This window comes from Streptomyces sp. NPDC002276 (assembly GCF_053891435.1).
Genome location: NZ_JBSFCQ010000024.1, coordinates 75,702 through 96,507, shown reverse-complemented (window position 1 = coordinate 96,507; position 20,806 = coordinate 75,702). Strand labels below are relative to the sequence as shown.

The following is a 20,806-nucleotide window of genomic DNA, read 5'->3' as shown; positions in this document are numbered from 1 at the left end:
CCTGTCCCATTTTCTCCGCACACCCCATTCCACGCCCACCCCTAACCTCCCCCTAACACCCGAACGACCGCCAGGTGCTGCGGATTTGACGACGTCCCGCGAGACCGGAAGCAGGGTCGGCCGCAGAGACCCCTACCGCGAGAATTAGGGGTTCACATGAAGAAATGGACCACCATAGCGTCGGCCACATAATTCGGCACGGACATTTCCTTTTCACCCCGAGGAGAATGACAGATGGATTCACTGACCGAGGCGGTGCTCCGCGGAGCCTCCGCGGAGGAGCTGGAACGCGCCCCTGTCCCGGCGGACTTCGTCGCCGCCCACATCCGGCAGGAGGACGTCGGCATTTTCGACGGCGCCGCCGACCGCGACGTAAGGCGCTCGCTCAAGGTGGGCCGGGTGCCGATGCCCGAACTCGCCCCGGACGAGGTGCTGGTGGCGGTCATGGCCAGCTCCATCAACTTCAACACCGTCTGGTCGGCGACCTTCAAGCCGATCTCGACGTTCGACGCGCTGAGGCGCTTCGCCAGGGCCGGCGGTTACGCGGCCCGGCACGACCAGCCGTTCCAGGTCGTCGGTTCGGACGCGGCCGGGGTGGTCGTGCGCGTCGGTGTCGGGGTCCGCCGCTGGAAGGTGGGCGACCATGTGGCCGTCAACGCGGCGGTCGTGGACGACCAGGACCCGGTGACGCACTCGGACGGCATGCTCGGCGCCGACCAGAAGGCGTGGGGATACGAGACCAACTACGGCGGCCTCGCGCACTACACCGTCGTACGGGCCAGTCAACTGCTCCCCAAACCGGGCCACTTGACCTGGGAGGAGACGGCCTGTGTACCGCTGTGCGGTGGCACGGCGTACCGGATGCTGGTCAGTGACCGGGGTGCCCGGATCAAGCAGGGCGACATCGTCCTCATCTGGGGGGCGACCGGCGGACTCGGCGCGTTCGCCGTGCAGTTGGTCAAGAACGGCGGCGGTATTCCGGTCGGGGTGGTCAACTCCGAGGCGAAGGCGAAGCTGTTGGCGAAGCTGGGCTGCGACGTGGTGATCAACCGCGAGGAGATCGGCATCGGCGGTGTTCCGGCGCCGGGTGCCGAGACGGTGGAGCTGGCCAAGCGGCTCGGGCGGGCGGTCCGGAAGGAGGTGGGCGAGGACCCGCACGTCGTCTTCGACTACGTCGGCCAGGCCACCTTCGGGATCTCGGTCATCGTGGCCCGGCGCGGCGGCACCGTCGTCACCTGCGGATCGAGCACCGGGTACCAACACACCTTCGACAACCGGTATTTCTGGATGAACCTCAAGCGCATCGTCGGCAGCCACGGCATGAATCTCAACGAGGCCGCGGAGATGATGCGGCTGCTGAAACTCGGCAGCGTCGCGCCGATCCTGTCCGAGGTGTTCCCGCTCACCGAGGTCGGCGAGGCGGCCCGGCTGGTGCAGAACAACGGCCACACCGGCAAGGTCGGCGTCCTCGCCCTGGCGCCCGCGCCCGGCCTCGGTGTCACGGATCCCGGGCTGCGGGCCGCGATCGGCGAGGAGCGGCTCAATCCCCTGCGGTCCGCACCGAGTCCGGCACTTGTCGGATAGGCGACCCGCCCTCGACTCACCCCGCCCGCCCGTGCCTTGCTCGCCGCGCGGGCCACGTACCGAACGCACCACGCCACAGCGAGGAAAGGCCCGACACCCATGACCGCCACGGCCTTCGGCCCGCCGACGACCGCGCTGCCCTCTCTTCCCGACGTACTGCGGCTGCGCGGCAGGACCCGGCCCGACGACATCGCCTATGTCTTCCTGCGTGACGGCGAACACCCCGACCAGTCACTGACGTACCGTCAACTGGACGACACCGTACGCTCCTTGGCATCCGTTCTGCGTTCCAGGGGGCTCCGGGGCAGCGCCGTCGTGCTGCTCTTCCCGTCCGGCCTGGAGTTCGTCTCCACGCTGCTCGCCTGCATGTCCGCGGGGGTCGCGGGCGCTCCCGTGCAGGTACCGACCCGGCGCGGCGGTCTGACGCGGCTGCGGCGCATCGCCGACGACGCGGACACGAACACCGTGCTCACCACGGCGGCCGTCAAAGAGGACCTGGAGCAACGCTTCGGCGACACACCGGAGTTGGCCGGACTCACCCTGGTGGACGTCGCCTCGCTGGAACGACCGCCGGTCGAGGACCGGTCCGATCCCGAGGTCGGTCCCGAAGTCGGTCCCGACGACATCGCGCTGCTCCAGTACACGTCCGGCTCCACCGGAAACCCGAAGGGCGTGCGGGTCACCCACGCCAACTTCCGTGCCAACGTGGCCGAGACGGACCGGCTGTGGCCCTGCCGCCCCGACAGCGCCGTGGTCAACTGGCTGCCGCTCTTCCACGACATGGGCATGCTGTTCGGTGTCGTCCTGCCACTGTGGGCGGGGATCCCGGCCTATCTCATGGCCCCCGAGGCCTTCATCCGCCGTCCGGCCCGCTGGCTGGAGGCGATCTCGCGGTTCCGCGGCAGCCACACCGCCGCGCCGAGTTTCGCGTACGAGCTGTGTGTGCGGGACGCGACCGACAACGGGACGTCCGACGGACTGGACCTCTCCTCCCTGCGGGTGGCGGCCAACGGCGCCGAGCCCGTGCGATGGACGACTGTGCGCGCCTTCACCGAGACGTTCGCGGCGGCCGGGTTCCGGTCCCGGGCCATGTGCCCGGGCTACGGGCTGGCCGAGAACACGCTCAAGGTCACGGGTTCCCTGGAGGACCTGGAGCCCACGGTGCTGCGACTGTCCGCCGAAGCCCTGCGCGAGGGCCGCGTCGAGCACGCGCAGGGTTCCCCGGCGAACATCCTGGGCCATGTCGTCGACGCGGTCGGCTGCGGTACGACGGTGGGCGCGACCTCGGTCCGGATCGCCGACCCCGGGACACTGGCCGCTCTGCCGGACGACACGGTCGGCGAGATCTGGGTCAACGGCCCCTGTGTGGCGGACGGTTACCACGGTCGGCCCGAGGAGAGCGCGGAGACCTTCGGGGCCCGCCTCACGGGTGCGGAGGACCAGGGCACCTGGCTGCGCACCGGCGATCTCGGCTTCGTCCACGCCGGGGAGCTGTTCGTGACGGGCCGGCTCAAGGACGTGATCATCCGCAAGGGCCGCAACCACTACCCGCAGGACATCGAGGTGTCGGCCGAGAGCGCGGACGCCGCCCTGCGCCCGAACTGCGCGGCGGCGTTCTCCGTGGACGACGGCTCGGCCGAGCGGCTGGTGCTGGTGGTCGAGGCCGACGGGCGCGCGCTGCGCGAGGGCGGCCGGGAGGGTCTGCGCGAGCGGGTCCGGAACGCGGTGCTCGACGGCCAACGGCTCGCCCCGGACGAGATCCTGCTCGTCAGAAGGGGCGCGCTGCCGAAGACCTCCAGCGGCAAGGTGCAGCGCCGGGAGACCCGACGGCGTTATCTGGAGGGCGAGTTCGGGCCTCGTACGGTCGTGGTCGCGCGGGCGGAGACACGATGACCGGCGCGAGCGAAGTGACAGAGGTGTCGGAAGCCGTACGCGGGCTGAGGGCTCCGGCGGCCGTCCCCGGTTCCCGGATCCTCGGTGTCGGCGCCTACCGGCCCGCCCGTGTGGTGCCCAACTCCGAGGTGGCGGAGGCGATCGACTCCGGCGACGAGTGGATACGGCGTCGTTCGGGCATCGCCGGCAGGCGCTTCGCCGCCCCGGACGACACCGTCGTCAGCATGGCGGTGGCGGCCTCGGTGAAGGCGCTGGCCCAGGCGGGCATAGCGCCCGGAACGGTCGACACGGTGCTGCTGGCCTCCATGTCGTACCGGGAGCAGTCGCCCCCGGCGGCGCCCCGGGTCGCCCACGCAATGGGCGCGGTCGCGGCGGGCGCGATGGACCTGGGGGCCGCCTGCGCGGGTTTCTGCCACGCGCTCGCGACGGCCGACTCCCTGGTCAGGTCCGGCAACAGCCGGTATGTCGTGGTGGTGGGCTCGGAGCGGATGACCGACATCGTGGACCCCTACGACCGGGGTACGGCCTTCCTCTTCGGGGACGGCGCCGGTGCGATGGTCGTCGGTCCGGCCGACGATCCGGGTATCGGGCCGGTGGTCTGGGGCTCCGAGGGCGACCGGCACGAGGCCATCGCGCACTCCGCGCCCTGGCCTGCGCAGGGGGCGGCCGCCGAGGTGACGCCCACGCTCCGCATGGACGGGCCCGCCGTGTTCCGCTGGGCGGTGGCCACCGTACCGAGGGCGGCCCGGGCGGCCCTGACCGCCGCCGGGCTGACGGTCGCCGACCTGGCCGCGTTCGTGCCGCACCAGGCCAACCTGCGCATCATCGACGCGGCGGCCGACGCGCTGCGGCTGCCGCCCCATGTGGTGGTGGCCCGGGACGTCGTCCATACGGCCAACACCTCGGCGGCGTCCGTCCCGCTGGCGGTGGAGGAACTGCTCGCCCGGGGCGCGGTGCCCCGGGGCGGTCGCGCGCTGCTGGTGGGTTTCGGGGCTGGGCTCAGTCACGCGGCGCAGGTGGTGGTGCTCCCCTGAAGGACGCGGCTCAGGTGAGCCAGGGACCGGTGACGGCCTGGACGGCGGATCCGTCCAGGTCGCTCAGTTTGATCCCGGCGAGTTCCCGTGCCAGGTCGGAGGTCTGCACCCGGAAGGGCGGTCGCTCGGCGGTGAGGGTGGCGACGACTACGGCCGCCGCGTCGGCGGAGCTCTGGGCCTGTTCGAAGAGCGCGGCAGTGGTCTCGAAGTAGGCCTTGAAGGCGGCCTCGTAGGGTCCCGCGTTCTCGATCAGCCCGGGCACGGACGGCACGAGGTGGGCGACGAACTCGCTTGCCACCGGCCCGGGTTCGACCACGGAGACCTGAACTCCGGTGGTCGCCGCGACCGGTGCCAGCGACTCCAGGAACCCCTCGACGGCGAACTTGGCCGCGCAGTAGGCCTCGTTGAACGGCTGCCCGATCAGTCCCCCGAGGCTGGAGACCGTGATGACCCGTCCGCCACTGGCTCGCAGATGCGGCAACGCGACGCGGGTCAGCTCCACGACTCCGAAGAAGTTCGTCTCCAGTACGGCCCTGAAGGCCTCGACGCCGGTCTGCTCGACGGTGCCCAGCTGTCCGACCCCGGCGTTGTTGATCACGGCGTCGAGACGGCCGTACTCGGAGATCACACCGGACACGGCCGCGGCGACGGACGCGGGGTCGGTCACGTCGAGCGGCTCGACGCGGACCCGCTCGGTGACACCGGCCGCCGCGACGGCCGCGCGCAGGGCGTCGGCCCGGCCGGTGTCCCGGAGGGTGGCGACGACGGTCCAGCCCGCCTCGGCCGCCTGGACCGCGGTGGCCAGGCCGATGCCGGACGAGGTGCCGGTGATCAGGACGGTACGCAGGGCGGCGGTCATGGGCGTCTCTCCCGGTCAGCGTGAACGTTGCGCCCACCGTGTCATCGCTCCCGGGACCGGCCAACCCCTATCTTCCGGCTCCCCCACCCCTAGCTTCTCCCGCTGTCCGCCGGTCACTTGACAGTGCGTCGGCTCGCGGGCACCACACCACGACACCGCAGGTCACAGACGTACGGCGGTCGCCCGCGGCCCCACTTGTCCGGACAGGGAACAGCAGGTCAGAGCGATCCGGACGGCCCATCGCCCGGTGTTAGCGTGCGCCGCATGGGACCGGTCTTCGACATCATCGCGCTGCGCAGTCTGGTGGCCGTCGCGGACAAAGGCGGGTTTCACCGGGCCGCCGAGTCGCTGACGCTCAGCCAGTCCGCGGTCAGTCAGCATGTGCGGCGGCTGGAGAAGACACTCGGGCGGCCGGTGGTCGAACGGGCGGGCCGGGCCACCCGGTTCACCGCGGCGGGCGTCCTTCTCCTCGACGAGGCCCGCTGGATCCTCAACGTGCACGACGAGGCGGCGCGCCGACTGCTCGGCTCCGAACCGGCGATCGTCACCGTGGGGTGCGCCGAGCACGCGGCCGACCAGATGATCCCGAGGATCACCGAGGCCATCCACCGGACGCGCCCGTTCTGCCAGGTCAGGTTCCGCATCGACCGCTCCGCCCGGCTCGTCGAGGCCGTCGACCGCCGGTCGGTGGATCTGGCGGTGTACGTGACGGAGGCGGCGGGCGTCGAGGGAGTGCCGGTGGGCGGACTCCCCCTGAAGTGGTACGCCGCCCCGGGCTGGACGCCGTCGCCGACGGCACTGCCGCTGGTGGCGATCGAGGAGCCGTGCGCGGTCCGCCGACGGGCTCTGGAGGTGCTCTCCGCGCACGGTGTCCCCGCCGCGGTCGTCTGTGACGCCGGCTATCTGGCCGGGGTGTTGGACGCAGCCCGCGCCGGGCTCGGGGTGGCCCTGCTGGCGGACACCGGGCGCGGCCCGGACGGCCTGACCGCCTGCACCGGCCTGCCGCAGGCGCCCCCGATCCGTATGAGCGCCCACGCCCGTCCGGGCGCCGATCCGACCCTCGTCATGAACGTCGTCGAGGCGGTCCGTTCGCTGCTCGTCGAACTGGACTCGTCCCGTCCCGCGCCCCGGCCGGACCCGGCGGAGCATCCCGACCCGCCGTCCGGTGACCTCACCGACGACGAGTGGAAAGCGGTCGAGCCGTTGCTCCCGCTCGGGGAGCGGGGCCCGTACCCGGAAGCTCTGCGCCGGCAGTTCGACGGCGTGATGTGGCGGTTCCGCACCGGCAGCCCGTGGCGCAACATGCCCTCGCGCTACGGAGCTTGGCAGACGGTCCATCACCGCTTCCGCCAGTGGGCGCTGGCCGGAACCTTCCAGGTACTCACCGCGGCGGCCACCCAGGCAATCGGACGGGAGTCGGCCGCCCTGGAGAGGGCCGTCGACGAGGAACGGCGCCTCCGCGACAGAGTCGCGACGCACCGCTGAGGATATGCGTGGCCGCAATCAACTCTCCACAACGGCACGACAGTTGACCCCGGATATCGACTTGCGCAGGTGGCCACTTGGCGTAGAACACCGGCATCGCCAAGCACCAGCTACCGGCCGGGGCGCCCGCCGTCGACCCCGCCCTCCAGGCCGCCGTCGAGGAACTGCGCCGACTGGTAGAAACCCCGCGTGAGGGGAACCCTGTGCCACCCCTCCCTCCGGTCAAGCCTCTCCCGGGCCCGGGCCCGGGCCTCGCACCGCGCTGGTCAGCGGGGCCAGAACGCGCCATCCCACCGTCTCGTACAGGCCCCGGCCCTCCAGCGTCGCGCCCAGCACGCCGACCGCGGCCCCCTGTCCGGCCGCGGCGTCGGCGAGCGTGGCCATCACCAGGCGCCCCAGGCCGCGACGTCGGTGCGCCGGGTCGGTCTCCACCTGGTCGACAACGGCCGTGAATCCCGTGGCGGCGATCTGACCGCGCGCGGCGAAGGCGCCGTCCGCGGTGCGCACCAGGGCGCGGGTCACACCCGCGCGGTTCCAGGTGCGCAGCCGGTATCCGTCGGGCACCTCGGCGGGGGAAGCGCGCAGCGGCCCGGACATCAGGAAACTGGGACCACCCGACACGGACCAGCCGGAGGCGAGCCAGGGGGTGAGCGTCTCCGGTGGTACGAACGCCTTCAGCCAGACGTCCGGAGCGGTGGCGCTCTCGGTGATCTTGCGGACGGTCGCCTCGTCGGCGGCGGTCAGGACGTGGCGCATGACGTGCGTGGACAGGCCGACATCGATGGTGAAACCCCAGGTGCGGGGCGCCGGTTCGGCCGCGCCGCGCGAGACGGCCCAGCCTTCGACCCATGCCGTTACGGCTTCGGCCGTGTTCCTGAAAGACAAAGCCCCTCCCCGCGTAAGTAACACTTCCCTGTATCACCCATTACATCAGAGGGGAGGGCGACAGGGCAGTCCGCCTCGCGCAGCGCGGGGCGCCGTCCGCTACCCCGCCGTCGGCTCCCCCCACCCCTCCCAGGGCCTGGCCATTCCCACCAGCGCGGCTCCCGCCGCCGCCACGGCGATGAGCATGATCACCGCCATCGGCAGCGAACTGTCCTCCCCGAACAGCCCGACCAGCGGCGCCGCGAGGGCGCCGAACAGGAACTGAAGGCCGCCGAGGAGGGCGGAGGCCGCGCCGGGGGCGGCGCGGCCGAGGGCCTGGCCGATGCTGAGGGTCGACGGGAAGACCATGCCGATGCCGCCGGCCGTGACGAACAGGCTGATCCAGGTACCGGCGAGGGTCTCCCCCACGGTCAGCACCAGCACGACCTGCGTCAGGGCACCGACCCCGGCGACACCGACCGCCGCCGTGAGAAGGGTGTTCAGCCGTACGCGTCCGGCCAGTTGGGAGAAGGCCGCGCCGGCGATCAGCATGGCGACGGCGTTGCTCGCGAAGATGAGGGAGTACGTCGTGGCCGACACTCCGTGCAGGTTCTCGAAGACGAAGCTGGAGCCGCTGATGTAGGCGAACAGCGCCGCCGAGATGAACGCGAGGACGAGGACGTACCCCATGAACGTACGTCCGCCGAGCAGCGCGCCCATCGCACGGAAGGTCTGCGTGATCCCGCCCGCGTGCCGTCGCTCCGGCGGCAGGGTCTCCGGGACCTTGCGGAGGACGCCGAGCAGCAACAGGCCGCCCAGCACGGTGAGTACGACGAACACCGCGCGCCAGGTCGACACGGCCAGGACCGCCCCGCCGAGGACCGGTGCGGCGACCGGCGCGACGCCCATGATCTGGGAGAGCACCGCGAAGTGGCGCGGCAGGTCGGCGCCGTGGAAGCGGTCGGTGAGCACGGCGCGGGCCAGCACCATGCCGGCCGCGCCCGCCAGGCCCTGGAGGAATCGGGCGCCGGCGAGCAGGCCGACGTTGGGCGCGAGGGCGCAGGCGACGGAGAAGACGGTGAACGCGGCCGTCCCGGAGAGCAGCAGTCCGCGGCGGCCGAGGCTGTCGCTGATCGGGCCGATGAGCAGTTGTCCGACGACGAGTCCGGCCAGGAATGCGGTAATCGTCAGCTGTACGGCCGAGCTGCTCGCGCCGAGCGCGTCCCCCATGGCGGGGAACCCGGGGACGTACATGTCGGTCGCGAGCGGGGCGACCGCGGTCAGCGCGGCGAGGACGGCGACCAGGGCGACGGCGGCGCGCCGGGTCGGGTCGACGGAGGCCGGTGCCGCGGGGCGCGCGGCAGCGGAAGGGGAGGGGGACGGCGATACCATGACCGTAACGGTAACCGATGGTTCACCGGTTAACAATGACGGATCGGTGAAGGACCGCGAAGGACCAGCACCGACCTCCCCGAAGCCCCGATCGACGTCCCCGCAGCCCCGGAAGCGAGAAGACGAGCCGCATGTCCCTCTCCCCCCTCTACGTCCGCACGCAGTGGACCGAGCACAACCCCGGCCTCGACACCTCCCCCATGGAGCTGATCAGCCTGCTCAAGCAGGCCGCCGGGCTGCTGAACCGGGCGGTGGAACCCCTCTACGCGGGCGCCGCGCTCACCGCCCCCGAGGTCGACATGCTGGTCCCGCTGCGGCACGCGACCGAACCCGTGATCGCCCGACGTCTCGCCGAGTGGCTGGGCCTGTCCCGGGCGGGGGTCAGCAAGGCCCTGGGCAAGCTGGAGAAGCGCGGCTTCATCGCCCGTACGCCTAATCCGGCCGACCGGCGGGCCGCGCTGGTGACCATCACGCCGGCCGGGGCCAAGGCCGTGGACGATCTCTTCCCCCGCCAACTCGCCGCCGAAGTGAACCTGTTGGCGGGTCTCGGCGAGAACCGGGACCAGGTGCTGGACGCGCTGGGGCGACTGGTGGAGGCCATGGAGCGCCAAGTGGGCCGCGAGTGAAGGACCCTGACGAAGCGTCAGAACCGTCAGATCACAGCGTCCCAGCGCACATGAAGCGTCGGCGGCTTGCGGAAGACCAGCCCTTCCGGGGCCGTCGGGTGGTCCGGGTCGAGGCGCAGGGACGGGAGGCGGTCGAGCAGGTGGTGGAGGGCGATACGGGTCTCCAGGCGGGCGAGGTGCGCGGCGAGGCAGTAGTGCGGGCCGTGGGCGAAGGCGAGTTGGAGGCGGGCGTTCTCGCGGCGGACGTCGAAGCGGTCGGGGTCGGGGAAGACCGCCGGGTCGCGGTTGGCACCGGTGAGGGAGACGGTCACCAGGTCGCCCTCGCGGATCGTGGCCGGGCCGAGGACGGTGTCCCGGGTGGCGTAGCGGTCCACGACGGCCGCGCCGGGTTCGAGGCGCAGTGATTCCTCGATGGCGCCGTCGAGGAGGCCCATGTCGGCGCGGACGAGGGCGAGTTGGTCGGGGTGTCGGAGCAGGTGCAGCAGCGCGTTGGTGATCATCGCTTCGGTGGTCTCGATGCCGCCGAACATCAACACGGCCGCGTTGGAGGCGACTTCGGGCACCGTCAACTGCCCGGCGGCGGAGACCAGGAGTGAGGCAGCGTCCCGGTCGGCGACGGTGGCCTCGACGGCCGCGCGCAGTTCGGCGTAGGCGGCCGTACCGGCGGCTCCCGCCGTGTGTCCGGCGGTGATGTCCGAGACCGAGCGCACGATGGCGTCGTACCAGGAGAGCACGGTGGACGGGGTGGTGCCGGTCAGTCCGAGTGCGTGGGTCACGACGGCGACCGCGAGCGGGCCGGCGAAGGCGCGGCGCAGTTCGCCGGCGCCCGCCGGTCGCAGTGCGGTGACGAGCCGGTCGGTCTCCCGCTCGATGAACGAGGCGAAGCCGTCCCGTACTTCGCGCGGCCGGAAGGGCGCGGTGAAGGGTTCGCGGTGGCGGGTGTGCCGCTCCCCGTCGAGGGAGAGCATGCTCGGGCCGACGACCTGGGCGGTGGAAAAGCGGGGGTCGTCCACCGTGAACGTGGTCGCGTCCCGCATCACGGCGAGCGCGAGGTCGCGCCGGGTCACCAGCCAGCCGTCCAACTCGGGCAGCCAGGACACGGGTTCGCTCTCGCGGAGCCGCGCCAGGCGTGGATGCGGGTCGTCGGCGAGTTCGGCGAGGGTGGTCCCGGCGCCGAGCGGGTAGGCGGCGGCGACCGTACTCATCGCGCTCCAGGTCGGTGCAGAGGGAAACTGGCCATGGCCGAGGCTAACAATCCGGGCACGGCCGTCCGAGGGCAGGGGCCGTCCGACGGGACGGCCGTCACCGTACGGAAGTTTTCGGTCGCCGTGTGTTCCGCCGTCCCGTCCGTCGTCGCAGACGAATGCGGGCAACAGATCGAATTCGCCCCGCGCGGGGCGGAGTTTGCGCCATCCTGAACGCCACGAGACGCGGACCCGGTCACAGAAGCACGTCGGGCCTCAACTCCTTTGTCCCGACTGCCCACTTAAGGCGCCGGTCCGGTCTCCTCAGGCCGACCCGACGAGACCGCACCCCGCCCTGTACCCGACACCGACACTTGAGTCACTCTTGATCACTTCATCAGACCCCGACGGACCGGCGATACCCGTGCCCCTCCAGCCCATCCCGTCCGCCCAGGTGACCCCGGCCGCGTCCTGGCGCATTCTTGCTGTGTCACCCACCCGGCGCCACAGGGACGAGGTAGAGCCCCGATGACTGGGAGTGCCCAGCGCGAGAAGGGGACGCCCGGACGGCTCGCCGAGCTGCTCATCGACGCCTCGACGGAGGCGATCGACGCGGCCGGCGGCCACTCCGGGGGCGTCTACCTGCGGTCGAGCACGCCCGGACTGCTGCGTCTCGCGGTGCTGGCGGGACTGCCCGGTCCGCTGTTCCGCCCCTGGAACCGGCTGAGCGTCGACAACAAGTTCCCCGTCGCGGACGCCTTCCGGCTCGGCGTCCAGGTGGTCCTGCCGAACGCCGCGGAGTGCATGCGCCGCTACCCCCAGTTCGCCGCGAGTCTGCCCTTCCAGTTCGGCTCGCAGTACGTGCCGATCATGGGCGGGTCCACGACGTACGGCGTACTCACCGTGCTCCGGCCGTCCGCCGCGGACACCACCGAGGTGCTGTCCGGCCTGGACCGCATGACACGGCTGGCCGAGGAGCTGGGCGCGGCGCTGCGGGCCCTGGAGGACGAGCACAAGGACGCGGACGGGCCGTGCGTCGCCTGGGACGGCGAACCGGTGTGCATCCGGACGGCGGCCACGCACCGCCCCGAGGGCCGGATGGCCCGCTTCGTGTGGGACCCGGCGACGGCCGTCGTGACCGGGGACGGCGCTCTGCACACCCTGCTGGGTGTCGAGCCCGGCGAGTCGCCCGCCACGGCGCAAGCCGTCGCGGACGTCCTGGCGCCGGGCGACACGTACCAGGTCATGGCGGCGCTGCGGGCGACCGCCGCCGGGAAGCCGCCGCCGCTGCCCCTGCGGGTGCGGGCGGCGGACGGCTCGGTCCGGCTGCTGGACCTGTGGACGCCCGCCACCGGACCCGCCCCGCCCGGCGGCGGGCACCCCGTCAGCGGTGTCGTCCTGGACCCGGGTCCCGCTCCGGTCGCCGACAGCGCGGCCGACCTGCTGCCGGACGGCGTGTTCTGCCTGGACCGGCTGGGGCTGGTCACCTACGCCAATCCGCGCGCCGCCCAGCTGCTGGGCAGTCCGCGCGAGGAGCTGCTCGGGCGCCCGCTGTGGGAGGGCGTGCCCTGGCTGAACCAGATCGGCTGCGAGGACCAGCTGCGCGGCGCCCTGCTGTCGCTGGGGTCGGTGAACTTCCACGTCCGGCGGCCGGAGGGACAGAAGCAGCCGCCGGAGCCGTACGAGGGCGACTGGCTGGCGCTGGCGGTCCATCCGGGCCACGACCAGCTGACCTGCACGGTCGCGCCGTCGACCCGGGTGTCGGGCCCGCCGATCCCGCTGGTGCCGGTGCACCCCGAGGGCGCCGACGCGCCGGGCAACGGCGTCACCTCGCTCGCCCCGCTGTACCGGCCGATCGTGCTGGCCATCGCGCTGACCGAGGCGGTCACCGCCCGCCAGGTGTCGGCGGTGGTCATGAAGGAGCTGCTGCCCGCGTTCGGCGGCCGGCGCCTCGCGATCTACCTCCTCCAGGAACGGCATCTCTACCTGGCCTGGGAGACCGGCTTCCCGCAGGGCTTCCTCGCCCCCTTCGACGGGGTCGGACTCGACGCCCGGCTGCCCGGTGTCGAGACCCTCACCACCGGACGCCCGCTCTTCTTCGACTCCATGCAACAGCTCGCGGAGGCCTACCCGGGCATCCCGCTGGACGCGGAGGAGGGCGCCCGCGCGTTCCTGCCGCTGATCGCGTCCGGGCGCCCGGTCGGCTCGGCCATCCTCGGCTTCGACCGGTCCCGCAGCTTCAGCTCCGAGGAGCGCGCGGTACTGACCGCCCTCGCCGGACTGATCGCCCACGCGATGGAGAAGGCCCAGCGCTACGACTCGGAGGCCGCCCTCGCCCGGGGCCTCCAGCAGGCCCTGCTCCCGCGCCGGCTGTCGGTCCACCCGCAGGTGGAGACCGCGGGCCGCTATCTGCCGGGCACCCAGGGCATGGAGGTGGGCGGCGACTGGTACGACGTCGTCGAGTCCGGCGACGGGCTGGCGCTGGTGATCGGCGACGTCCAGGGGCACGGTGTGCAGGCCGCCGCCACCATGGGTCAACTCCGCAGCGCGGTAAGGGCGTTCGCGCTCGGGGACCGGCCGCCCGACGAGGTGATGAGCGGCACCAACCATCTGCTCATCGACCTCGACCCCGGCCAGTTCGCGAGCTGCTGCTACCTCCGTCTCGATCCGGCGAGCGGCCTGGTCCAGGTCGCCAGGGCCGGGCATCCCCCGCCGCTGATCCGTACCCCGGACGGCCGAACCCGCGTCTGGGACATCCCCGGGGGCGTCGTACTCGGGGTGGACCCGCACGCGCACTACCCGGTGACGGAACTCCAGCTGGAGCCCGACTCCATCCTGGCGCTCTACACCGACGGTCTCGTCGAGCGGCCCGGCGTCGACATCGACGACGGCATCGCCGCCCTGCGGGTCGCGCTCTCGAAGGCGGGCGGGCCCGCCGCACGGACGGGCGGGCGTTCCCTGGCCGGTGTCGCCGACCGCCTCACCACGGCCGCCCGGCACGCGGCCGACCGCCCCGACGACATCGCGCTGCTGCTCGCGGCCCGGCGCGCCAAGCCCGGCAGGCACCCTTGATCCCGGTTCGGCCCCGGCCTGTCACCGGGTGTGACGCCCCTCGCCTCCTGGGGTCGGGCAGTGTAGACATGGGCTCATGGTCCGCCTGACGGGTCGGCCAAGGGCCCGGTCGACCCACCGCCCCGACGGTCTGCGCGCGCAGCGCCCGTACGACCGTGCCCGTCGGGCGCGCGAACACCGGCACCGGCGGTCCGGTCTCGCCGCGCGCAGCGTCGCCGGACAGGTGTTCATGCTGCAAGTGGTGATCGTGCTGCTGCTGGTCGTGTCGGCCGTGGTGGCGCAGGTCCTCCAGGTGCGGCACGACAGCACGCAGGAGGCCCGCAACCGGTCGGTGGCCGTCGCCGAGACCTTCGCCAGCGCGCCGGGCACGGTCGCGGCCCTGAAGAGCGCCGACCCCACGGCGATCCTCCAGCCGAGCGCCGAGGCCGCCCGCAAGACGTCCAAGGTCGACTTCATCGTCGTCATGAACACCGACGGCATCCGCTACACCCACCCCAAGCCGGACCGCATCGGCAAGAAGTTCGTCGGGGACATCGCCCCCGCGCTGGCCGGGCACGTCGTCACCGAGGAGATCACCGGCACCATCGGGCCGCTGGTCCAGGCCGTGGTGCCGATCCGGGGCCCCGGCGGCAAGGTCGTGGGCCTGGTGTCGGCCGGGGTGACCAAGGCGAACGTCGGCGGCACCGCCGACCAGCAGCTGCCGCTCCTGCTGATCGCGGCGGGCGTGGCCCTGATCCTCGCCACCGGCGGCACCGCCCTGGTCAGCAGACGCCTTCAGCACCAGACCCACGGCCTGGGCCCGCACGAGATGACCCGGATGTACGAACACCACGACGCCGTCCTGCACGCCGTGCGGGAGGGCGTGATCATCGTCAGCGGCGAGGGCCGGCTGCTGCTCGCCAACGACGAGGCACGCCAGCTGCTCGACCTGCCCGAGAACGGCGAGGGACGCCTGATCCTCGACCTCGGTCTGGACACCGAGATGACGGCACTACTGGCCTCCGCGCGGGTCGCGACGGACGAGGTGCACCGCGTCGGCGGCCGGCTCCTCGCCGTCAACCAGCGCCCCACCGACCTGGAGGGCGGCCCGCCCGGCAGCGTCACCACGCTCCGCGACTCCACCGAACTGCGCGCCCTCTCCGGCCGCGCCGAGGTCGCCCGCGAGCGCCTCAACATGCTCTACGACGCCGGAGTCGGCATCGGCACCAGCCTCGACGTCACCCGCACCGCCGAGGAACTCGCCGAACTCGCCGTCCCCCGCTTCGCCGACTTCGTCACGGTCGACCTCTACGACGCCGTCCTGAGCGGCGAGGAACCCCAGCCCGGCACCGAGCTGCGCCGCACGGCGTACAGCGGGGTCCGCGACGACGCGCCGCTCTACCCGGTCGGCAAGCAGATCCAGTTCGTGGAGTCCGCCCCGCAGGCGCGCAGCCTCGACACCGGTGACGCCGTCGTCGAACCCCGGCTCGGCGAGGCCCCCGGCTGGCTCACCCAGGATCCGGAGCGCACCGCGCAGGTCGTGGAGTACGGCATCCACTCGCTGATCACCGTGCCGCTGCGGGCCGGGGCGCTGATCCTGGGCGTGGTCAACTTCTGGCGCTCCGAGAAGCCCGAGCCCTTCGACTCGGAGGAACTGGCCCTCGCCGAGGAACTGGTCGCCCGCGCGGCGGTGTCCATCGACAACTCCCGCCGCTACACCCGCGAGCACGGCATGGCGGTGACCCTCCAGCGCAGTCTGCTGCCCCGGCGCCTCCCCGAACAGACCGCGCTCGACGTCGCCTACCGCTATCTGCCCGCGAAGTCCGGGGTCGGCGGCGACTGGTTCGACGTCCTTCCCCTGTCCGGCGCCCGGGTCGCCCTGGTCGTCGGCGATGTCGTCGGCCACGGCCTGCACGCGGCGGCCACCATGGGACGCCTGCGCACCGCCGTCCTCAACTTCTCCGCCCTCGACCTGCCACCGGACGAACTCCTCGGCCTGCTCGACGAGTTGGTCGGCCGCATCGACCAGGACGAGACGACCGAGGACAGCGGTGCCCCGGTCACCGGCGCGACCTGCCTCTACGCCATCTACGACCCGGTGACCCTGCGCTGTACCGTCGCCCGCGCCGGGCATCCGCCCCCGGCGCTGATCCGCCCGGACGGTACCGTCGAGTACCCCGAGGTCCCCGCCGGGCCCCCGCTCGGCCTCGGCGGACTCCCTTTCGAGACCGCCGAGTTGAAGCTCGACGAGGGCAGCCGGCTGGTCCTCTACACGGACGGACTGGTCGAGGACCGGGAACGCGACATCGACGTGGGCCTGGAGATGCTCCGCACGGCACTCACCCGCGCGGGCGACTCCCCCGAGGACACCTGCCGGGCGGTCCTCGACTCGGAGTTGTCGGTGCGCCCGAGCGACGACATCGCCCTGATCGTCGCCCGCACCCGCGCCCTCGGCGCCGACCGCATCGCCGAATGGCGCGTACCGTCCGACCCCGCGGCCGTGGCCGACATGCGCGCCTCGGTCACCCGCCAACTGACCCACTGGGACCTGGACGAACTGACGTTCACCACCGAACTCATCCTCAGCGAACTGGTCACCAACGCCATCCGCTACGGCAACGACCCCGTCCGCGTCCGCCTGTTGCGCGACCGCACCCTGATCTGCGAGGTCTACGACGGCAGCACGACGTCACCGCATCTGCGGTACGCGGCGATGACGGACGAGGGCGGCCGGGGCCTGTTCCTGGTGGCCCAGCTCTCCGAACGCTGGGGCACCCGGTACACCCCTGCGGGCAAGGTCATCTGGGCCGAACAGGCCTTGTGAGTCCTAGACCTCGCCGAGTATCGGCACCATCACGTCGATGTCGTTCGCGAAGACGGCGATGAGCAGCGGCTCACCCGCCGCCTCGTACTCCAGGATCCGGGACGAAGGGTTGACGGCCATCGCCTCACGCCACCAGGACGGCTCGCGCGATCCGGTGCGGCGCAGCTCGGCCGGGAGGGCGACCTCGGCTCCGCGCGGTGCGGGCGTCCACGTCAGCCGACCGTCCGCGCCCTTCGAGAGCCGTCCGGGGCGCCAACGGCCTTCCCGTTCGGGCCACTTCAGCATGCACAGCGGTCCGCGTCCGGATCGTACGGCCCGGCGCAGTCGTACTCTCCGCCTCGTCCAGTCGGTGACGAACCCGACCAGCACGAGGACCACTGTCGCCATCAACATGCGCACATCAAACCAGGTCGCACGCGGTGCCCGCACCGGCTGCGGGCACCCGCGCACTCCCCCTACTCGTCGATGGCCGACCCGAACCCGGCACCCTTCGCCGTGCCGCCCAGGTCCGCCGCGCCGTAGAGCGAGGAGCCGTCCGCGAGCAGGCCGCCCGGGCCCGCGGGCAGCAACCACACATAGCCGTCACCGGAGTTCTCGCCGGGGGCGGAGGCGACGAGTTCGACGCGGCCGTCACGGTTCGTGTCGGCCAGGCGGACCTGGGCGCCCCAGGCGTCGTCGGCCTCGGCGGTGCCGGGGATGTTCGCGGTGTTCTGGTCGAAGGACTGGGCTCCGGTCGCGGTCACGCCGTCGCGCGAACCGCGCAACAGCCATACCGCGCCCGCGTCCTGGACGGTGCCGACGTCCTCGCCGGGCGCGCCGACGGCCACGTCCGCGTAGCCGTCGCCGTCCACGTCACCCACGGACAGGTCGTTGCCCCAGGCGTCGCCGTGCTCCGAAGTGCCGGGCACGCCCGGGGAGTTCTGCGACCACCAGTCCGCGGGACCGGCGGGGCCCTTCGAACTGCCGTAGTAAACAGCGATCTTGCCGCCGTCGTCGCCCTCGGCCCTGTCGTCGGCGCTGCTGAGCTGGCCGAGCACCAGGTCGTCGTAGCCGTCGTGGTCGATGTCGCCGGAGGCGGTGCCGAGGCCGCCGTTGAGGTCCTGACGGTACGTCAGGGAGGTCTCGCCGCCCGCGTAGAGGGCCGACCAGCCCTGCTGGTAGTCGTCGTCGGGGCTGTAGCCGGAGATGACCAGATCGGCGAAGCCGTTGCGGTCGTAGTCGCCGGTGGTGAGGTAGGCGGGCTGGAGGCGGTGGCCGCCGGGGTGGGTGGTCGTGTTCAGGGCGCCCATCGTGTGCAGGATGCCGGTGTGGTAGGTGAAGATCTGGGCGCCGTTGTCGTCGAGTACGGCCATCTCGTCGGTGTCGGTCGCCCCGGTGAAGCGGGCCGCCGCCACGGACTGGCCGAACCGGTCGCCCGCCTTCGGGGTGGCGGAGGTGAAGGAGTCGTTCGTCTCGGCACCGAGGCCGGCCTTGGAACCGTAGAGGACGGTGACGCGGCCCGCGTCCTCGACGCTGCCCTCGTCCTCGCCGGGCGCGCCGATGATCGCGTCGTCGTAGCCGTCGCCGTCCACGTCACCGGTGGCGATCGCCTGGCCGAAGGAGTCGTAGGTCTCCGAGGTGCCGGGGACGCCGGGCGTGGACTGGCTGATGACGGCCGTACGGCCCTTGGGGACCGTGTTGTTGGTGGCGATGCCGTTCGGGGCGCCGTACTGCACGGTGACGTATCCGGCGCCCTCCTTGCCGTCGACGGTGCCGCCCGGCGCGCCGATCAGGACGTCGTCGTAGCCGTCTCCGTTGAAGTCGCTGTTGCGGTCGACGGCGCTGGTGCCGCCCGGGACGCCCGCGTAGCTGGCCGGTGCGGCGACGATGCCCGCGCCGGCCAGGAGCAGGAAGGTCGCGGACGCGACGGCGGCGGAGACCTTCTTGCGTGACACGTTCGTCATGATGTGTTCCCCCGTGGGTCAAATCTGTTGCGGTCAGGGGGTTCGACACGAGACGTACGGCGGTAGTTGTGGTGCCACCGCGTGCTGTGACACCTCGGTGACGCTTGTTGCGCGCCCCGGACGAAATCAGCCGGGTCAGCCGAGCGCCCGGTCCAGGTTGAACGCGGCGCTGATCAGGGCGAGATGGGTGAACGCCTGGGGGAAGTTGCCCTGTTGCTCGCCGGTGCGGCCGATCTCCTCGGCGTACAGGCCGAGATGGTTGGCGTAGGTGAGCATCTTCTCGAAGGCGAGCCGGGCTTCGTCGACGCGGCCGGCGCGGACGAGGGCCTCGACGTACCAGAAGGAGCAGATGGAGAACGTGCCCTCGTCGCCGCGCAGTCCGTCGGGGCTGGCCTGCGGGTTGTAGCGGTAGACGAGGGAGTCGGAGACCAGTTCCTCGGTCAACGCGTCCAGTGTGGAGAGCCACTTGGGGTCGGTGGGGGCGATGAACTTCGCCAACGGCATCATCAGCAGCGCGGCGTCGAGGACGTCGCTGCCCTCGTACTGCACGAAGGCCTGACGGGTCTCGGACCAGCCGCGGTCCATGATGCGGCGGTAGATGGTGTCGCGGCAGCCGCCCCAGTACGGCAGGTTGGCGGGCAGGCCGCGGCGGTTGGCGAGGCGGATCGCGCGCTCGATCGCCACCCAGCACATCAGGCGCGAGTAGAGGAAGTTCTTGCGGCCGCCGCGGGTCTCCCAGACGCCCTCGTCGGGCTGGTCCCAGTTGACGCAGACCCAGTCGACGAGGGCGCAGACGTCGTCCCACTGGGCACTGGAGATGGGCTCGGCCCACTTGTCGTAGAGGTAGATGGAGTCGATCAAGGCGCCGTAGATGTCGAGTTGGAGCTGGTCGGCTGCGGCGTTGCCGACGCGGACCGGGGCGGATTTCTGGTGGCCTTCGAGGTGGGGGAGTTCGCGTTCGGTGAGTTCGGTGCGGCCGTCGATGCCGTACATGATCTGGAGCGGGCCCGAGGGGTTGCCGTCGCCGGGGCTGATGTAGCGGGACACGAACTCCATGAACGCCTTCGCCTCGGTGGTGAAGCCGAGACGCAGCATCGCGTAGACGCAGAAGGCGGCGTCGCGGATCCAGACGTAGCGGTAGTCCCAGTTGCGCTCGCCGCCGAGCTGTTCGGGGAGACTGGTGGTGGGGGCGGCGACGATCGCTCCCGTGGGGGCGTAGGTCAGCAGCTTCAGGGTGAGGGCGGAGCGGTGGACCATCTCGCGCCAGCGGCCCCGGTAGCGGGACTGGGAGAGCCAGCGGCGCCAGTAGGCGACCGTCGTGTTGAACTCGTCCTCGGCCTCCGTGCGCGCGCAGTTCCGGGGCGTGACCTCGCCGTCGACCTGGTCGAGGGCGAACACCTCGGACTCGCCCTCGTCGAGCTTGAAGTCGGCCCACACGTCGACCTCGTCGCACTCCAGGGGGACCGTGGCGGTCAGTGCGAGGGACTTCTCGGCGGACTCGAAGAGGGCCACGTCGCCGATCATCCGCGCGGTGTGCGGGCTGGCGCCGTAGTCGAACCTGGGCGCGACCTTGATCCGGAACGGGACCGAGCCGCGCACGCACACCACCCGGCGGATCAGCCGGTGCCGGGCCGACTCGTCCGATTCCCCGGTGACCGGCATGAAGTCCTGGACCTCGCCGACGCCGTCCTCAGTGAAGAACCGGGTGATCAGGACGTTGGTGTCGGGGAAGTAGAACTGCTTGGTGCGGGCGGGCACGGCGGCGGCCAGCTCGAAGGAGCCGCCGCGCTCCGCGTCCAGGATCGCGGCGAAGACGCTGGGGGCGTCGAAGGACGGGCAGCAGTACCAGTCGATCGTGCCGTTGCTGCCCACCAGGGCCACGCTCCGCAGATCGCCGATCAGTCCGTGCTCGGCGATGGGCAGATATCCGGGTCCGGTGGGGGTGTCCTGTTCGGGCGGGGTCTCGACCATCGCGGCAGCCTCCCTGGTTCGGGCCCGCGCGGGCCGGTTCCCAGCTTAGGTTCACGTTCTCGTTCGGCCACTCTTCCGGATGCACACTGGAGGTGG

At 72.0% G+C, this 20,806-nt stretch carries 14 protein-coding genes; 7 read left to right on the top strand and 7 right to left on the bottom strand.

The annotated features are described in order from the left end of the window. Positions 1-234 precede the first annotated feature (234 nt). From ccrA to ACWIHT_RS41070, 3 genes are all read left to right on the top strand, one after another. Positions 235-1,584 carry a crotonyl-CoA carboxylase/reductase gene (ccrA, locus tag ACWIHT_RS41080; RefSeq protein WP_456173677.1) on the top strand — a complete coding sequence of 450 codons (1,350 nt, stop codon included), beginning with the start codon at positions 235-237 and terminating at the stop codon, positions 1,582-1,584. Between the two features lie 99 nt (positions 1,585-1,683). Further along, entirely contained in the window at positions 1,684-3,477 is a 1,794-nt protein-coding gene (locus ACWIHT_RS41075; protein ID WP_456173676.1) for a fatty acyl-AMP ligase, read from the top strand. Next, positions 3,474-4,511, top strand: a complete 1,038-nt coding sequence (locus ACWIHT_RS41070; protein WP_456173675.1) for a beta-ketoacyl-ACP synthase 3 — start codon at positions 3,474-3,476, stop codon at positions 4,509-4,511. Before ACWIHT_RS41075 ends, ACWIHT_RS41070 begins: the two co-directional genes overlap by 4 nt. A gap of 10 nt (positions 4,512-4,521) precedes the next feature. On the opposite strand, the gene ACWIHT_RS41065 is transcribed toward ACWIHT_RS41070, so the two are convergent. Continuing rightward, complete coding sequence (locus ACWIHT_RS41065) at positions 4,522-5,370, bottom strand: SDR family oxidoreductase (RefSeq protein ID WP_456173673.1); 849 nt, start codon at positions 5,368-5,370, stop codon at positions 4,522-4,524. Positions 5,371-5,634: 264 nt separating this feature from the next. On the opposite strand from ACWIHT_RS41065, the gene ACWIHT_RS41060 reads away from it, so the two are divergent. Continuing rightward, a complete protein-coding gene (locus ACWIHT_RS41060; protein ID WP_456173672.1) occupies positions 5,635-6,855 on the top strand; it encodes a transposase in 1,221 nt (406 codons plus the stop codon). A gap of 222 nt (positions 6,856-7,077) precedes the next feature. Here the strand turns inward: ACWIHT_RS41060 and ACWIHT_RS41055 are convergent, their stop codons facing one another. Then, a complete protein-coding gene (locus tag ACWIHT_RS41055; protein ID WP_456173671.1) occupies positions 7,078-7,740 on the bottom strand; it encodes a GNAT family N-acetyltransferase in 663 nt (220 codons plus the stop codon). Between the two features lie 99 nt (positions 7,741-7,839). Continuing rightward, the gene (locus ACWIHT_RS41050; RefSeq protein WP_456173670.1) at positions 7,840-9,111 is read right to left on the bottom strand and encodes a multidrug effflux MFS transporter; all 1,272 of its coding nucleotides are present in this window, start codon (positions 9,109-9,111) and stop codon (positions 7,840-7,842) included. Positions 9,112-9,242: 131 nt separating this feature from the next. Here ACWIHT_RS41050 and ACWIHT_RS41045 point away from each other — a divergent pair, with 131 nt between their 5' ends. Beyond that, a complete protein-coding gene (locus ACWIHT_RS41045; RefSeq protein ID WP_456173669.1) occupies positions 9,243-9,737 on the top strand; it encodes a MarR family winged helix-turn-helix transcriptional regulator in 495 nt (164 codons plus the stop codon). Positions 9,738-9,763: 26 nt separating this feature from the next. Here the strand turns inward: ACWIHT_RS41045 and ACWIHT_RS41040 are convergent, their stop codons facing one another. Continuing rightward, positions 9,764-10,942, bottom strand: coding sequence for a cytochrome P450 (locus ACWIHT_RS41040; RefSeq protein WP_456173668.1), 1,179 nt, complete (start codon positions 10,940-10,942; stop codon positions 9,764-9,766). 507 nt (positions 10,943-11,449) lie between these two features. Between ACWIHT_RS41040 and ACWIHT_RS41035 the strand changes: the two genes are divergently transcribed. Both ACWIHT_RS41035 and ACWIHT_RS41030 read left to right on the top strand, forming a co-directional pair. Beyond that, positions 11,450-13,993 carry a SpoIIE family protein phosphatase gene (locus ACWIHT_RS41035; protein WP_456173667.1) on the top strand — a complete coding sequence of 848 codons (2,544 nt, stop codon included), beginning with the start codon at positions 11,450-11,452 and terminating at the stop codon, positions 13,991-13,993. A gap of 76 nt (positions 13,994-14,069) precedes the next feature. Next, complete coding sequence (locus ACWIHT_RS41030) at positions 14,070-16,796, top strand: SpoIIE family protein phosphatase (protein ID WP_456173666.1); 2,727 nt, start codon at positions 14,070-14,072, stop codon at positions 16,794-16,796. Positions 16,797-16,799: 3 nt separating this feature from the next. On the opposite strand, the gene ACWIHT_RS41025 is transcribed toward ACWIHT_RS41030, so the two are convergent. From ACWIHT_RS41025 to ACWIHT_RS41015, 3 genes are all read right to left on the bottom strand, one after another. Continuing rightward, entirely contained in the window at positions 16,800-17,189 is a 390-nt protein-coding gene (locus tag ACWIHT_RS41025; protein ID WP_456173665.1) for a hypothetical protein, read from the bottom strand. 62 nt (positions 17,190-17,251) lie between these two features. Next, a complete protein-coding gene (locus ACWIHT_RS41020) occupies positions 17,252-18,739 on the bottom strand; it encodes an esterase (RefSeq protein ID WP_456173664.1) in 1,488 nt (495 codons plus the stop codon). A gap of 135 nt (positions 18,740-18,874) precedes the next feature. Next, positions 18,875-20,710, bottom strand: a complete 1,836-nt coding sequence (locus ACWIHT_RS41015; protein WP_456173663.1) for a glycoside hydrolase family 15 protein — start codon at positions 20,708-20,710, stop codon at positions 18,875-18,877. Between the last annotated feature and the right edge of the window lie 96 nt (positions 20,711-20,806).